The following is a 16,263-nucleotide window of genomic DNA, read 5'->3' on the forward strand; positions in this document are numbered from 1 at the left end:
AGCTTTGAGAAAATCCATATTAACCAGGCTGAATAACTGGATTATTTTTGTTGTAATGACCGCCTTAGTGGTAGGCATTGTAGTGGCATCTACCTCATTGATCAATTTCCTCAGAAAAGAAGAAATTAAAAGGATCAGCCTTCTTTCTAAGGCAATACGGATCCAGCAGGAAGTGAAAACTCCTGATACCGATGTTCTGGATCTTTTACCGGAGATTTTGAATATCAACAACACCATTCCGTTTATAGTCACCGATAAAAATAAAAATGCCATCCTTGATCTGGGATATTACAGAAATATTCCTGAAAATACCATAAAAGATCCCGAGAAACTGCAGGATCTCATCAGGAATATGGAGAAAAACTATGATCCTATAGAAATCAAAGTGCCTGATGGAAATAACCAGTTTGTCTATTATGACAATTCACGACTGCTTAATAACCTTCGCTACTCACCTTATATTTTAGGACTATTTATTCTCTTATATTTTGGTTTCTCTTTCTGGTTTTTCAGGACGATAAAAAAAACAGATGAAGGATATCTTTGGGCTGGATTGGCCAAAGAAACAGCTCACCAGATCGGAACTCCCTTATCGTCTATGATTGGATGGATGGAGATCATGAAGCTGGAAAATCCGGATTCAGAAGGGGTACATGAGATAGAAAAAGATATCGAAAGGCTCAGAACGATCTCTGAAAGGTTTTCAAAAATAGGTTCCATTCCGGAACTGAATGATATGAATTTCAATGAAACGATTCAGGTAAATTATGATTATTTAAAAACCAGGATTTCCAGGAAAGTTAATTTTACCCTACAGCTGCCTAATTACACGGTTCTGGTTCCTCATAATAAAATTCTGATGAGCTGGGTGATAGAAAATCTGGTGAAAAATGCAGTAGATGCTATGAAAGGGGAAGGATCAATTACCATGTCTGTTTTTGAAAGAAATAAAAGTATCCTGGTGGAAGTGAAAGACAGCGGAAGCGGAATGACAAAACAACAGGCCAGAAATGCTTTTAAACCTGGATATTCTACCAAAAAAAGAGGGTGGGGACTGGGATTGTCACTAGCGAGAAGAGTAATACATGAATACCATAACGGAGATATTAAAATCTCCCAAACCGAAATAGGAAAGGGTAGTACCTTCAGAATAACTATAAAAAAAGCATAGATAATATCCTGGAAAGGTATAAATCCTATCCCTGATCTTGCTGAGAAATTATATCTTCCTGAAATTTCCTGCATGAAAATAAGATGAATACGGAAAACATATTCATCAAAAAATTAATAAGGAAAATAAGGTATTACTTTTTTATGTTTTCTTTAGGTTGGTAATCCGGATGACCAAGCTGCCAGAAAGCAAAAGAGAAAACATCAGCTAAATTTGAATATTTTTGTTTTAGAAGCTGGTCACGTCCACCGTGTCCGCCTTTATAGTCTACTTTAAGTAATATAGTATTATCAGATATATTATCCATTTGTAATTTTGCTGCAAATTTAACAGGCATCCAAGGAGCTACTCGAGGATCATTGATTCCAGTAGTAATAAAGGTCGCAGGATATTTAATGCTTTTTTTAATATGCTGGTAAGCATCCATTTCATATAAAGCCTTGAACTCAGATTCAATATCTTTAGAACCGAATTCTTTTACACTATTCAATCCATTTGGCATTGCCTCAATTCTTAGGGTATTTAATATTCCTGCCGTTATAATGGCAACTTTGAATAGATCAGGTCTTTCAGTCATAGCTCTTCCTATAGTAATCCCTCCCGCACTTTGTCCCCAAATGGCTATTTTATCTTTAGATGTATAATTTTCATGGATCATATACTCAGCACAGGATATCAAATCCTTCCAAGAATTTGGTTTAGTATCCTTAAAACCTCCTAAATGCCATGATTCACCCTTCTCTGCACCTCCTCTTACATGAGCAATTGCAACAATTCCACCTTTTAGTGCCCAAAGCATAAATGTCATATCTAAAAAAGGACTATTATTGATTCCATAAGCTCCATAGGCATCAATCAGAAGAGGATTGTTTTTATCTTTCTGAATGTCTTTTCTACATAGTATGGAAAGAGGAATATCTTGTCCGTCATGAGACTTGACAGTTATTTCTTTTACTATAATATCTTTGAATTCAGGATATTCTACAACCGGAGCCAGATTTTCAGGAATGAATTTTTTTGTTAATTGGTCAAATCTAAAATACTCATCATTGTTTTTCCATCCTGTACAATTTATCCAGAAGTTATCGGAGTAATTATTTTGAGTAGTTACCGTAATATCACCTGAAGGAAATGGTAATATCAGGTTTTCAATTTTACTATTTTGATAAAGGTATAATTTAGCTTCTACACCATTTCTTGAACTGCTAAAGACAAAACCGGTTTTGATTTGATAAAGTCCATTAATTACTTCATTAGGTATACTGGGGATTAGTATATTAGAATTTTTAAAATCCGGATTTTTCAGTGATGTACAATAAACTGCATTAATTCCGTTTTTCTCTGATATATAGATTATACTATCATTTTCTACAATAAAACCATTAATTTTTTCTTCTTTAGGAAACAGTAGCTTCCATTGATATTTTTCATTGATGAGACTAACTGGTGTGAAATATGTATCATTAAAATTTGTAGCTCCTGCTCTATAGCCAAAGAGGTATTGACTTTCTTTTGTAGGAAGTTTTACTATAGGATAATCTTCAGAGTTTATCTTTAAATTAGGATTGTTTTTTTTTGATAATATAACATTTAGTTCTTTCGGATTTTGTCCTATTTTATAAACAACAGCCTGCATATTTTTCATAAACAGATTAGAATTTGGATCTGTAATAGGAAATTGAAGATAGACGAAGCTGTTATTGTCTGGAAGCCAAGAAATACCACCACCGTTCGTTGGCCAACAATTTGTAATAAGATCAGGAAGTATTTTATTGGATTTTAAATCATAGATAACCATTTCAGAAATTTCTTTTCCACTTTCCGTTAAGGCGATAACTACCTTAGAGCCATCATAATTAGGTTTAATATAATTAATTAAGTATTTTTTACGGGACTTCAGATTGTAATTTTCAGGATTGAAAATTTCTGTTTCTATACCTTTAAATCCTTTTCTGTAATATAATTTTGCGGTATTTTCATCAGGTTTCTTTTTTAAATAAAAACAAAAATTATTTTCCGTAATATTAATTTTATCTACTGAAAATGATTGTCGCTGATCAAACTCGATTCTTTTATTAATATAATATTCTCTATTGGGAATTTTATAAAGGACTGAATCTGAATAATTGGTTTGAGATTGCATCCAATTAATAACTGAAGGGTCTTTTAAATTTTCTAAATTTCTAAACTCATCTATAATCTTAGTTCCAAAATAGTCTTCCGTTATAGATTTTGACGGAGCTAAATTTGTTTTTTGAGCATTCATCATACCAAAAACAAAGTAGACAAAAAATATGAAAATAGGTTGATATGTCATTATATAAATTTATCTTGTTCTACCTGTACCTGTACCTGTTGTGTCATCTCCATTATAATCATTCACACCGTTACCTCCTTTTATTGTTTGAGGATTATTAATCTTAACCATTTGTAGTTTTTTCAGGGATAGCTTTTTTTCTGTTTGTTTTTTCTGTTTCATCTTATTTGTTGTCTTTATTTATCTTGCGAATAACGAAATTAATATATAATTATTCAAGAATTATTTGCCGAAATTTATAAATTCCGTACAGATTTTAATTTATTGATTATATGATAAGTAAGAAAATCATGATTTTTCTTTTTCTTTTAAGGCTTTTATAAAATAGGAAGGTAAAGTATTTGTAATTTTTTTAAACGCATTAGTAAAAGAGTCCACATTATTGTATCCTGCTTCATCCGCAATAGCAGCTATCGTAAATTTTTGTAAATTTTTATTTTTCTTTAATTCTTCGATAATATAATTAATTCTTAATTCATTAAGATACTGAGAGAAGTTTTGCCCTTTCAATTCGTTTACCAATTTTGATAAGTAGGCTCTGTTTGTATTAAGCTCTTTGGATAAAAAATCTAGATTGATTGCTTTATCTAAAAAACGTTTATTGTTTTCAAATTCTTCTAATTGTATTCTAAGCTGTTTGATTTTAGTGTCAGGTAAATTTAACAGCTTAGATTTTTCATTTTTTTGTGTTAATAAGGGGGATGATATTTTATGTGACTCTTCAAATTCTGAAATAACTTCCTTTATATATAGATTTTTCGTTAATAAGTTCGCTTTAAATTGATACCGTCTTATTTTTTTTCTATTTCTTATTTGTAAAAAAAACAAGCCTCCTATAAGTAATCCGCCTATTCCCAGCAACCAAAATAAAGTGTAATTCTTAAAGTGTAAATCAGCAATTAAATTTTCTTTTTCATTAAGCAGAAGTGGGGTATCGTATTTCTTATTAATTTCTGTTGATAAAATGCTGTTGTTTTTATTTAAAATACTATCTACAGATAGTAGATGCTCAATGTAAAATAATTGTTTTTCTTTATCTCCTGTTTTTTTATAATAATCAATTAAAAGTGGATAAGTATTTCGTAGTTCATAGGAAACATTTTTACTTGCAATAATAATAGAATCTACCTTTTCAAATCGATTTATAAACTTTTTATCATTCATATTATATAAAATTTTTCCTATATAATATTCACTTAAGGCTATATTTTGGACATTGTTTGGATTTTTTGTAAATAGGTTGTTGGCTTCATCCAAAATGGGTAAAGCTAATTTAGGTTTTCCTTGTTTGAACGTATTAATGCCTGAAACTAATAATAAGGAGGCATATAGATCCTGATCTTTGCTTTTTAAATTTTTTTCAAGTCCACGTTGGGCATAGTAATTTGAAGAATCTAATTTATTACTTACATGATAAGCATATGCCAAATTATATAAGCACTTCTCGTAATTGATATGACTTGTGAAATTATTCTTTTCTAAATAATTTTTATAGCCCAACAATAATTTTAAAGCTTCAGGATAATCCTGTAATTCAAGCTTTAATAAACCTATACAGGAATTGATATTATTATAAATTTCTCCTTCTCTCTTAGCATAACTTCTGGCTATTAAGTAATTATCTAATGATTTTGCATAATCAGCAGCGTAATAATAATAAACTCCTTTATAGCGGTATGCTTCTGATAAATATTGGGGATTTTGTATTTTTTTTGTTACACTAATCATACTGTCTATATATAAAAGAGCCTGCCGATCATTACTTATTTTATACAAACACTCATATCCACCAGCAATTTTCTCACTACTTTTACTTGTTTTACCTTTTATTAGTATGGTATTAGCATAAGTTTCAGCTTTTATTTTATTTGAATAAACGGTTTTATAGAACGATTTTTCTAAGTATTCAAAACTTTTATTTTGTAAAGAATCCGGAATGCTAAATCCTTTTATACTTTGGGAAAAGTATAAATTCTGACTAAGAGCCAACAGGTAAATAAGGAATTTTCTTCGCATATGTGTTTCAATATACAAAAGTACATATTTTAAGATTATTTTTTCACTATAAAATGAATATTTATTATTATAATATTGAAAACCAATAATTTGAATAATAATTGCTCTGTCTATATTTATAAATTCAATATATATTTATCCCTGAATTTATAAATCTCGATATACTTTTCTTGCGGACTAAAAGAATCAAATGCATTTTTGTTCCAGATAAAGTACAGCGATTTATTTTTTGGATCTGTTATAGAACAAAATATAAAATGCTCTTTCACAAAATCTCATATCAGAGATTATATTTGATAAAATAAATTAAACAGGTTTTAAAACTCAACAATATAAACTTAATACACTCTACAAATGAGAATTAAATTTCTATAATTCTCTTGAGGAATATTAACAACAATTGTAAGTTTAAAATTTAAAATGTTGTACAGATGTCATTAAATCGGTGAAGATCAAAACGAAGCTTATTTATTAATAAAATAGATAAAAAATGCAATTCATTTTTAACACGTCGGGTTTTGTCGCATTGACAATATATTTTTGCAGAAAAATTTAAAACATAAATACTTAATACATACACAAATATGAAAATTAAATTACTATCGCTCACCTTATTGGTTTCAATACTTACATCTGCACAAACATGGAACACTACAGGAAATTCAGGAACAAGCCCTTCAACCAACTTTATAGGGACAACAGATGACAAACCGCTTGTTTTCAAACTGAATAACCAGCAGACTTTCAAACTTGAAGGACAAAGTATCAATATCGGAAGTGGAATTCCTGGAACTGGAATCCTACAATTGGCACTTGCGCCATGTAATCATTGTTATTCCGGATGGGCTCAGCCTAATGATGCTGTAATGAGGCTATTAAGTGGGAATAATCTGAATATCCATATGGATAATGATAATGCTACTGATGGCATCTCTGATGTTTCTACTCCCAACTCACCGGGAATCACAAGGGTTCGTTTCTCTGATGCAGTCCATAAAAGTTTATTGGTTCTTTTCAATACAGGAAAAGTAGCCGTGGGTACAGATCAGTATGATAATGATCCCAATTTTATTTTTTATGTGAAAAAAGGAATAAAGGCAGAGCAGGTAAAAGTTGAAAACCCTGCTGTCAATGGTTGGGCAGACTATGTATTCAAAAAAGATTACAAACTCAATACATTAGAAGAAGTAGAGAAACACATTTCAGAAAAAGGACATTTACCAAACATCCCATCCGCAAAAGAAGTAGAAAAAGAAGGAATTAATTTAGGAGAAATGGACGCTAAGCTGTTGGAGAAAATAGAAGAGCTCACTCTTTATTCTATTGAACAGAATAAACAGATAAAATCTCAGGAAGAGCAACTTAAACAGCAAGCCGAAGAACTTAAGGAGTTGAAAAAACAAGTACTGCAAATTCTTTCCAATCAAAAATAAAACACCCCCGATGAAAACAAAATTATTTTCAATATTTTCTTTACTTATAGGCTTCTTTGGTTTTTCTCAAACTGAAGTGTATTTTAAATATGATGAAGCCGGTAACCAAAGATACAGAGGAACAAATTCTGCAGGCAAGACAGTAGAAGAACCAGCAAAAACAGTTTCTGTAGCCCAAACTCAGCCAGAATCTCAAATCATGGATGAAGCTACTTTCTGGAAACAAATCAGGCTGTATCCTGTTCCTGTAAATGATGTTTTGACCATAGACTGGACAGAACAAGTAGACGGATTAATAGAATCTGTTTCATTGTATCAGCACAGCACTGTTCACTGGAAATTCCAGCAGCAGAATCTACCTAATCTGAATAAACAGCTTAAGATTAATATGACAGGCTATGATTGGGGAGTATATATAGTACGTTTTACCCTAAAAGATGGAAGGATATTTAGCAGAAATATTACAAAACGATAAACCTTTAACCAGGACAATTTACAAAAAACAACAAATATGAAATTTATTTTATCATTTATACTGTCCTTGTGTTCGGTATTGGGCTTTTCACAGACCATACTGTATCAGGCAGAAAGTACATCCCGTACAGTTCAGGATCCGCAGGCTGTGGTACTTGCACAGGGATTTCATGCTAAATCAGATGTTTCCAATCCCTTTATAGCTAAAATTGGTCCTTCTACAGAAAATTCAGGAGGTGGACCTGTAGACTCTAATGCCGGGGCCAATAACCCAAGCGGTACATCATCTGCCCCTGGAGGCCAGAGTTTTCATGATACCAAAGGGAATATTGAGGTTAACGGAGCTGGGCAATTACAATTTACTTTACCCATTGCATTACCTCCCGGGGTGAAAAGTGTAGCTCCACAGATCAACCTTGTTTATACCAGTGGCGCAGAAAATGGAATTGCTGGCTATGCCTGGAATTTATCTGGCCTTACCGCTATTTCTAGAATAGGAAAGAATATTGAAAAAGATGGAGAGGTTAAGGGAGTTCAATTGGATTATTCTGATTATTACAGTTTCAATGGACAAAGGTTGATCCTGAAATCCGGTGAATATGGAAAAGATGGGGCGGAATATGTTACTGAGAAATATTCTAATATCAAAATAAGATCAGTTGGAAGTAGTCAAAATATTTCAGGACCTGATTATTGGGAAATTACTTTTGAGGATGGTTCTCAGGCTATGTATGAAAAAACATTTACTAATAGTTCTAACGGATTTGGAACTCCGGCACTAGAATATAATATTACGAAATGGAAAGATGTTCAAGGGAATTATATAACATACGCTTATGACTATACAATGAGCTCAGGTTTCAGAGGTGTAGATGGTGGTGTGTCAAGAATTTCTTCTATTGCTTGGGGAGGAAATGAAAAGCTAAATGACCCCCATTTTAATAAAATCGACTTTACTTATATAAACAGGGATTTAGCAGAACAATCTTATGTACAGGGATTGAAATATACACAAGATAAACTTTTATCAGGAATTAAGGTAAGTTCAAATGGTAATCAGTTTAAAAGATATGCTATAGAATATATAAATAATAATATAAAATATCAGTTTATCAATAAAATAAGAGAATATAATTCAAAAGATGAAAGTGCTAATCCGATAATTTTTGAAAATGAATCAGATCCTCAGGTTACCAATGTTTTCAGGCAAGATAATAGATTTGATGATATTTATGAGGCAAAAGTTTCCGGTGATTTCAATGGAGATGGGAAACTTGATTTTATTAAAGGAAATACTTTAATGCTTGGGAGATTGGATGGCACAGGGAATTTTTATACAATTAATTATGAGGGTGATTTGCTTAATGCAGTCTCTTATATTGAAAATGGAATACTCAATACCCAACAAAATCTTGTAACGGGTAAAATAGAATATTTAAATAAGACTTTAAAATTACAGTTTAGTGGTTTTGATGTTACAGATAGCTTTGTAAATAAACAAACTCTTTCTTATGACCTTTCAACAATTATACCTACCCTGTCAAATTCAAGTTGCAGTAATAGTTGGGGACAATTTAATTTTCCTCCCATAATAACTCTTTCTTCAAAAGAAGGTGACTTTAATGGAGATGGTATATCCGATCTGTTAATCAATGTAAGAAGAAGAATCAGATGTCCTCGTGGGATGGATGTCACCTGGCTGACAAATTTATATATAGATTATAAAAATGGGATTATAAAGAAGTTGGATGAAAATAAAACGCTTGATTTGATCTCGGTTTCAGATTTTAATGGGGATGGAAAATCGGATTTGTTGAGAATAGAGAATAATGAGCTGAATGTTTATTCATTAAACGCTCAAAATGATTTTATAAAAATTTCTTCTACATCAAAAGAATCTTTTAACAATATACTTTATTTAGGGGATTTTAACGGAGATGGCAAAACAGATATAATGGCCCCCATAGCAGAAGATTCATCAGATTGGAGAATGTATATTTCTACGGGCACTGCCTTTAAAAAAGAATATTATTCCAATCTATTCTTATACAAACCGGATTACACGGGAGCAGGAACAAAATACAGAAATACAGTAAGGACATATGCTACTCCTGACTTAAATAAAGACGGTAAAAGTGATTTTATTATTTTCGAGTCTCAAAAGTGGTTTAGAGATTTGGCCGTTAATAACCCGGATTCGAGCTATGGGTTCAATTATTTAAGAAATGACGGAGTAGATGCCAATGGAAAACCAATTTTTACAAGTGCATATAATATTGCCCCAAAAGAGCTTGATTGGGATGGAGAAGATTTAAATTATTCCATGTATGGGGAACACTACATTCCCTTATTTGGTTCATTCCGGATAGCTCAGCTCAATACAGAATTTACCATTGTTCACAAAACTAAATTAATTACATGGGATTTGGGAAGTAAGCTGAATGTAGTTTCCAAAATAAAAACAATTATTCAGGGAGGTCTTAAAACAGATATTGAGTATTCAAGTTTAATAAGTAGTGGAGATATTTATACTTCTTACTTCAATACAAGTCCTGTAGTTTATCCTTATGTAAATATTACGAAAAATAGTAATTATAATGTTGTTTCCAGGATTATTCAAGGAGAAAGAAAGCAGGAATTCAGATACAGAGATCTGATTGGCCATTTACATGGCAAAGGGACAATTGGCTTCAGACAAACAGCCAGATCAACATTCTTTGCCAGTGGTTTTGAGAACACTAAAGTCTGGAATGGCTCCGAAATAAACCCTGTTAATGAAGGATTACCCTACAAAGATTGGTCTGTCAGAACCACGAATGAAATGAAAATATTTCCGAATGATATTTCTTTAGATAATACTCAGTTATTGTCATTTAAACAATATCAATACAAAATAGATAAACTTCTCAATGGGAATGTTGTGACAACAGTTGCGAATACAGATAAACCTAAAATTGTTCTTGCAATCAACCCATATGTTACCACATCTAAAGATTTCTTAAAAAATATAAAGACTGTTCATACTGTTGAAGAATATGATAATTTATATCTTCCTAAAAAATCTGTAACAAACGTCAACGATGGTTTTTACATTAAAAGGTCAGAACTAGAATATTATCCATCCAATATTACTCCGGGAAATAACTATAGCATTGGGAAACCAAAAATCAAAACTGATATTGTACAAGCTTATGGTGATACCAAATCTGCTAAGGAAGAATATACCTATGAAAACAATCTGTTAAAAACCCTAAAAATAGAAAACAGGGATAATACAGGTTACTTACAGGAAGCCTATATTTATGATGGTTTTGGAAATATCACTCAGAAAACTGTAAGTAACAGTGTTGATTCCCAAACCCAGACCACTAAAGCAGACTATGATTCCAAAGGAAGGTTTGTTATTAGAAAAACAGACAACTTAGGATTACAGACCGGTATTGTATACAACGATTGGGGACAGATTCTGACCCAAGTTGACCCCTTAGGAAATATTCTTACCAATACTTATGATAATTGGGGTAAATTATTAACTTCTAAAACTAATTTAGCAGGAACTACCACTTATCAGTACGGAAAAGATTATTTCTCTAATTTGATCGTTACACAATACGATCCGGATGGGGATATTTCAAAGAAAACCACCAATACATTAGGGCAGGATATTACGTCTTCAACCAAGGCTTTTGGACAAGGATATTTTGTTTTGAAAGCTACCCAATATGATATTTTAGGCAGGAAAATAAAAGAGTCCGAACCTTTTTTTGAAGGACAAGGTGCTAGCCAGTGGAATACAATTATCTATGATGACAGCGTATTTCCGGCTAAAATAACCTCCACTTCCTTCACCGGAAAACAAATGGAGACCAGTGTCTCAGGATTAACAACAACAGTCAAAGAATCAAATCCTACAGATTACGGAAGAATCACTACCAAAACAGCAGATGCTTTAGGAAATGTAATATCTTCCACAGATAAAGGGGGTACAATTACCTTTTCTTACAATGCCGCAGGTGAACAGATCAAGGCTCAATATGCCGAAAATATTATCACTACAAAATATGACTCCTGGGGAAGGAAATCTGAATTCAATGATCCTTCTAACGGACTATATAAGTATGAATATGATGGTTTAGGACAACCTAAGAAAATCACCAGCCCTAAAGGAACCAAAGAATATACCTATAATAATGTAGGACAACTGATCACTCAAAAAGAACTTTCTACAACAGATGGCGGACAAGCAACTGATAAAACCATTTCTTATTCGTATGATGATAAAGGAAGGCTTATTTCCAACTCCGGAATCTCCAAAGGTAAAGCATATAGTTCCAGTGTTTCTTATGACCCACAGGGAAGACTGTTATCGTCCTCGGAAAGTAGCAATGGTAAATATTTCATTCAGAAAGGAATTGCGTATGACGACAAGGCAAGAGTAATATCTTATGAAAAGCAATTGTATTCTTCGGGAGCTTTGACTAAAGTGCAAATAGAAAATGTGTACAGTGCATGGAATGGAGAGCTCTATCAGGTAAAAGACAAAATCTCAGGTAAAATCTTGTGGGAACTTCAGGAAACCAATGCCAATGGGCAGCTTCTTAAAGCCAAATTGGGAGCAGCTAATATTAATAACGTTTATAATACTAATGGCTTCCTGACGAGTGTCAATCATTCCTCACAGGTGAAACCCGGTATTCTACAACTCTCATACACATTTGATGCGATCAAAAATGAGCTTAAGAGTAGAACCACAGGTGGTGATTTTAATGTTGTAGAATCCTTTGACTATGATGATAATAACCGTTTAGTCAACTGGACTAATCCCGTAACTGGAGTTAAAGTACAGAATGCAACCCGTAACCTTTATGATGCAAAAGGAAGAATTCTGGAAAATGATCAGGTGGGAAAAATCAAATTTGACAATTCTTCTAAAATCTATCAGCCAACAGGCATGACCCTTAATGCTGCAGGAGCTCAAAATTATAACAATGATTTAGTGCAAAGCATTGTTTATAATGAAAACAATGATCCTGTATTCATTGATGGAATGAAAGGTGATGTTGCCTTCCAATACGGACTTTCCGGTATGAGGCAAAGAGTTACCTATGGAGGTAACTTTAGTACAAATGGAGAAGGAAAGTTTACTAAATTTTATAGTGAGAATGGCAGCTATGAAGTGGTAAGAGACAATACAACAGGAAAAGAAAAGCATCTCATTTATATTGGAGGGACACCTTATGAATCTAATATTGTATATTTAAAAGATTTTACAGAGAGCAGCGGTTCTTATAAATTTTTGCATAAAGATTATATTGGAAGCATCTTAGCCATCAGTGATGAAGCGGGAAATAAGCTGGAGCAAAGACATTTTGATGCCTGGGGTAATTTTACCCATCTTCAGATAGGAAACGGAGCCATTGTAACAGATAAAAATATAATTGATAATGCTTCGTTATTAGTAGACAGGGGATACACAAGCCATGAGCATTTTGCAGAAGTGGGTATCATCCACATGAATGGTAGATTGTATGATCCTTTATTGAGAAGATTCTTAAATGCGGATGAAAATATACAGGATCCAACCAATACCCAAAACTACAATAAGTATGGATATGTACTGAACAACCCGATGATGTATAATGACCCGAGTGGGGAGTTTATCTGGTGGCTGCCGTTGGCAGTAGCTGTAGTTTCAGAAGGAATTAATATGTATATTACTCAAACCCCGTTTAGTTTTGACAGGTTTTATATGGGGCTAATTACCTCATATGTTAGTGCTTCAGTGGCTTCCGGAATTGGGGCTGTATTTCAAGCCGGAGGAGCTATTGCCAATTCACTGAGTAACTGGACCATTGTAGCAAAAGCAGGAGCACACGCCATTACCCAGGGAACTCTTTCCTATATGCAGGGAGGCAACTTCTGGAGTGGGGCATTAAGCGGAACTTTTGCCAGTATATCTAATGATTTGTTGGGGTTAGCAGTAAATAATGTTGGGGAAAACAGTATTCTAAGGAGTGACGGTTTTGCTTTGTTTAATGGTGCTGTAAGCGGTGGTGTAGGTTCTGTACTGGGGGGCGGTAATTTTTGGATGGGCGCAGGGCAAGGACTGATTGTCACTACTTTTAATTATTTAGGGCATAAAATCTCCTTTAAAGGAATTAAATTTGTTGATGAAAACAATAAGGTTATTGCTAAATATGCAACAAAAAAATATAATGCAATTGTGAAGATACCACATAATATTGGTAAATTAGATATAAATTTAAATGACCTTTATAAATCATTGCCAGATATTGATGTAATAGGAGTTGGAATTGGGGGAGATCTTACTTTTATAATGGGAGGCGGAAAATCAATTGAATTTGTATTTTTTCTTGATGGTGTAAATGCCGGAAGTTGGACAAGTTTTATTGCACAGAGAGGAAATGTAGGTATTGCAGGTTCATATAGTGTTTATGGTATTGTAGGTGATTACTTTGATGATGTCAATTTGAAAATTAAAGACTATACGGGGTATACATTTTCAATATCTTCTGATATTAAAGGATTGTCAGGGGGAGGAGCTAGTACTTTTTGGTCTCCTAAAGATTATAATTCTGATAAATCAGGCTTTAAATCAATGATTGACTTATCTCAAAGGTCTTGGTCTGGACTTAACATCTCTTTTGGTTTAGGGGGAGGAGCTCAGTGGACTCGTACGCATACTACTCTTTATAAATAAAAAGATGAAAAAAAATATTATCTATTCAATTTTTGTTTTACTTTTTATAGTTATAATTATTTATAACTACTTAAATCCGAATTCATTTGTTACTCATATGAAATCTGTATATTTTCCTAAAGAAATTAAGGGTAAAATATATGATTTTGTTTCTGTAAAAGGAGGATCTATATCGTTAAGTATTCATACTGAATCTGGTGATGATGGAATAACCATTAGAAATCCAAATGTAGTATTTAACAGTAGTAAAAAATATACTTACTTTAAAAAAGTATCTAATACTAATAAATGCTATATTATAAAAGGAGATAGCATAATGTATTTTGACTGTTATGTTTTTTCTACAGAAGATTCAATCAAAATAGGTAAGATCGAAAAATGGAATTCAACTATTACCAATCGTTGGGTATTGAAAAAATAAACGATATTGACGGAAATTATATAACTCTTAAATTAGAAATATTGACGATTCTGAGAAAATAGTATATGAAGTGGTTCTTTTGTATTCCATATATTATGTATCAATTTTTTAAACGAAGAAATGATAATGATAATAATGCTTACATGAAAGGTATTAGTATATTTACAGTTCTTTTTTTCGTATATTATTTGCTACTTATACCTAACAGCGTTATACAATTAAATAATATTTTTGCTACAATCTCTATTACAATTGGTATTACTCCACAAGGAAAATTAGTAAAATATATAACCGTTATAATTTTCTTTATTTTCATTTTATTATTTATAAGAAAAAATAAATTGGATAATCTAGTATTTAGTAATAAAGAATATAGAATAGCATATATGATAACTGGATTAGCGATTTGGTTTCCTATACTATTATTAATCTTTTTAATTATTAAGACATTTTCGGAAAATTAATAGATAGCATGAATTATCATAAGATTTTAGTAATGGTTATACCCTTTTGTGCAATTTTAAATTGTAGGGATAAAATTGGTAAAGATCTACCTGATTTTAATGACTACTCATTTAACACAACAATAGAAGGTGAAGGAACTTATGGTATTGGATATGAATTTGAAATTAAAAAAAAGTGGTATGCTAACAAAAAATATAATTTCTTTTATTATACAAAAAGTTTAGCGGAAAGAAAATTTTTAATACCTAGAAGTTTAGCAAATGATGAATTTCCCATATCTTGGAGAGAAGTTAATCTTCCTTTTAAAATTATTAAGAGAGCAAATAGTGATACACTAGTAATAATTAAAACTAACAAAGAATTCATATTTAAAAGAGTGAAAAATAGTGACTAACTATAAAGTGCTGTAGAAAATCATAGATTTAAGCAGTCCTATTATCAACAACAATATATAAATATGAAGAGAATACATTTTCAATATATTGGTTTAGCAATGTTTTCAATTTTTATCATTGGAAATATTATATCACGTGTTTTTTTTCCAAATTCTTTTGTCAATTATATGGAAAAAGAATATTTTCCTGAAAGTCTGCATGGAAAAATTTATGATATTATGCCAATAAAAGGAGGTTCTTTAGCTTTGATGATACATGCACAAAAGAAAGATAAAGGTATTACCGTAATGAATTTTTTGCAGGTTCGTGCTAAAATAAAAAAAGGAATGTATTTTAAAAAGCTACCGAATAGTAATCAATGTTACATAATAAATGGTGATAGCATAATGTATTTTAATTGTTATGAAAGGTCCTTTCTTGTAGAAAAAGATTCTATTAAGATCGGGCAAGTTAAAGAATGGAATTCAGCTATTACCAATCATTGGGTTTTGAAGAAATAAACTTTATTGGCAGAAATTATATAGCTCTTATATTAGAAATATTGACGATGCTAAGAAAATAATAATAAAAATAAGATATGGACTATTTGATTGGGATATGATTAATTATTATAGGTTTAGGATTTTATTTCTTAAGTAAGGAAAAAGAAAATTATGAGAATAAGTCGAATGATTCCGGTCTTTATTTAAAAGAACAAAACATGGGTGGATATATTTTTACGGTCGTATTAATTATTTATGGAATTTTTTCTCTACTCAAAAATCGCTCGTATTATACATAGTATAACGTTATAGTTTAAGTATGAGAGTTACTCGTATTACAAGAGAATTGAAGAATGTTATAAGAATCA

The 16,263-nt window shown here is 31.8% G+C and carries 10 protein-coding genes; 7 read left to right on the forward strand and 3 right to left on the reverse strand.

The window, feature by feature from the left end:
• Window positions 1–4: 4 nt before the first annotated feature.
• Window positions 5–1,171, forward strand: a complete 1,167-nt coding sequence (locus B8967_RS00100; RefSeq protein WP_084083751.1) for a sensor histidine kinase — start codon at window positions 5–7, stop codon at window positions 1,169–1,171.
• Window positions 1,172–1,304: 133 nt separating this feature from the next.
• Here the strand turns inward: B8967_RS00100 and B8967_RS00105 are convergent, their stop codons facing one another.
• The 3 genes from B8967_RS00105 to B8967_RS00110 all read right to left on the reverse strand — a co-directional run bounded on the left by B8967_RS00105 (window position 1,305) and on the right by B8967_RS00110 (window position 5,522).
• Window positions 1,305–3,488, reverse strand: coding sequence for a prolyl oligopeptidase family serine peptidase (locus B8967_RS00105; RefSeq protein WP_084083753.1), 2,184 nt, complete (start codon window positions 3,486–3,488; stop codon window positions 1,305–1,307).
• 9 nt (window positions 3,489–3,497) lie between these two features.
• Window positions 3,498–3,650 (reverse strand): hypothetical protein, encoded by a 153-nt coding sequence (locus B8967_RS22370; protein WP_179140010.1) that lies wholly within the window; start codon window positions 3,648–3,650, stop codon window positions 3,498–3,500.
• Window positions 3,651–3,776: 126 nt separating this feature from the next.
• The gene (locus B8967_RS00110) at window positions 3,777–5,522 is read right to left on the reverse strand and encodes a helix-turn-helix domain-containing protein (protein ID WP_143330433.1); all 1,746 of its coding nucleotides are present in this window, start codon (window positions 5,520–5,522) and stop codon (window positions 3,777–3,779) included.
• Window positions 5,523–6,088: 566 nt separating this feature from the next.
• On the opposite strand from B8967_RS00110, the gene B8967_RS00115 reads away from it, so the two are divergent.
• The 6 genes from B8967_RS00115 (at window position 6,089) to B8967_RS00145 (ending at window position 15,913) form a co-directional block, all read left to right on the forward strand.
• On the forward strand, window positions 6,089–6,937 hold the full coding sequence (locus B8967_RS00115) for a hypothetical protein (protein ID WP_084083757.1): 849 nt from the start codon (window positions 6,089–6,091) through the stop codon (window positions 6,935–6,937).
• A 10-nt stretch (window positions 6,938–6,947) separates the two neighbouring features.
• Complete coding sequence (locus tag B8967_RS00120; RefSeq protein ID WP_084083759.1) at window positions 6,948–7,412, forward strand: hypothetical protein; 465 nt, start codon at window positions 6,948–6,950, stop codon at window positions 7,410–7,412.
• A 36-nt stretch (window positions 7,413–7,448) separates the two neighbouring features.
• Window positions 7,449–14,132, forward strand: a complete 6,684-nt coding sequence (locus B8967_RS00125) for an RHS repeat-associated core domain-containing protein (RefSeq protein WP_084083761.1) — start codon at window positions 7,449–7,451, stop codon at window positions 14,130–14,132.
• Window positions 14,133–14,136: 4 nt separating this feature from the next.
• On the forward strand, window positions 14,137–14,553 hold the full coding sequence (locus tag B8967_RS00130) for a hypothetical protein (RefSeq protein WP_084083763.1): 417 nt from the start codon (window positions 14,137–14,139) through the stop codon (window positions 14,551–14,553).
• 472 nt (window positions 14,554–15,025) lie between these two features.
• Window positions 15,026–15,412 carry a hypothetical protein gene (locus tag B8967_RS00140; protein ID WP_084083767.1) on the forward strand — a complete coding sequence of 129 codons (387 nt, stop codon included), beginning with the start codon at window positions 15,026–15,028 and terminating at the stop codon, window positions 15,410–15,412.
• Window positions 15,413–15,475: 63 nt separating this feature from the next.
• Complete coding sequence (locus tag B8967_RS00145) at window positions 15,476–15,913, forward strand: hypothetical protein (RefSeq protein WP_143330434.1); 438 nt, start codon at window positions 15,476–15,478, stop codon at window positions 15,911–15,913.
• Window positions 15,914–16,263 lie beyond the last annotated feature (350 nt).

The sequence above is a fragment of the Chryseobacterium sp. YR221 genome (genome assembly GCF_900176315.1).
GTDB classification, from domain to species: Bacteria; Bacteroidota; Bacteroidia; order Flavobacteriales; family Weeksellaceae; genus Chryseobacterium; species Chryseobacterium rhizosphaerae.

What these genes read in the sequence shown, in the direction of transcription:
- B8967_RS00105 (WP_084083753.1), bottom strand. Translation starts at nt 3,488, where the DNA reads ATGACATATCAACCTATTTTCATATTTTTTGTCTACTTTGTTTTTGGT.
- B8967_RS22370 (WP_179140010.1), bottom strand. Translation starts at nt 3,650, where the DNA reads ATGAAACAGAAAAAACAAACAGAAAAAAAGCTATCCCTGAAAAAACTA.
- B8967_RS00115 (WP_084083757.1), top strand. Translation starts at nt 6,089, where the DNA reads ATGAAAATTAAATTACTATCGCTCACCTTATTGGTTTCAATACTTACA.
- B8967_RS00120 (WP_084083759.1), top strand. Translation starts at nt 6,948, where the DNA reads ATGAAAACAAAATTATTTTCAATATTTTCTTTACTTATAGGCTTCTTT.
- B8967_RS00125 (WP_084083761.1), top strand. Translation starts at nt 7,449, where the DNA reads ATGAAATTTATTTTATCATTTATACTGTCCTTGTGTTCGGTATTGGGC.
- B8967_RS00130 (WP_084083763.1), top strand. Translation starts at nt 14,137, where the DNA reads ATGAAAAAAAATATTATCTATTCAATTTTTGTTTTACTTTTTATAGTT.
- B8967_RS00140 (WP_084083767.1), top strand. Translation starts at nt 15,026, where the DNA reads ATGAATTATCATAAGATTTTAGTAATGGTTATACCCTTTTGTGCAATT.
- B8967_RS00145 (WP_143330434.1), top strand. Translation starts at nt 15,476, where the DNA reads ATGAAGAGAATACATTTTCAATATATTGGTTTAGCAATGTTTTCAATT.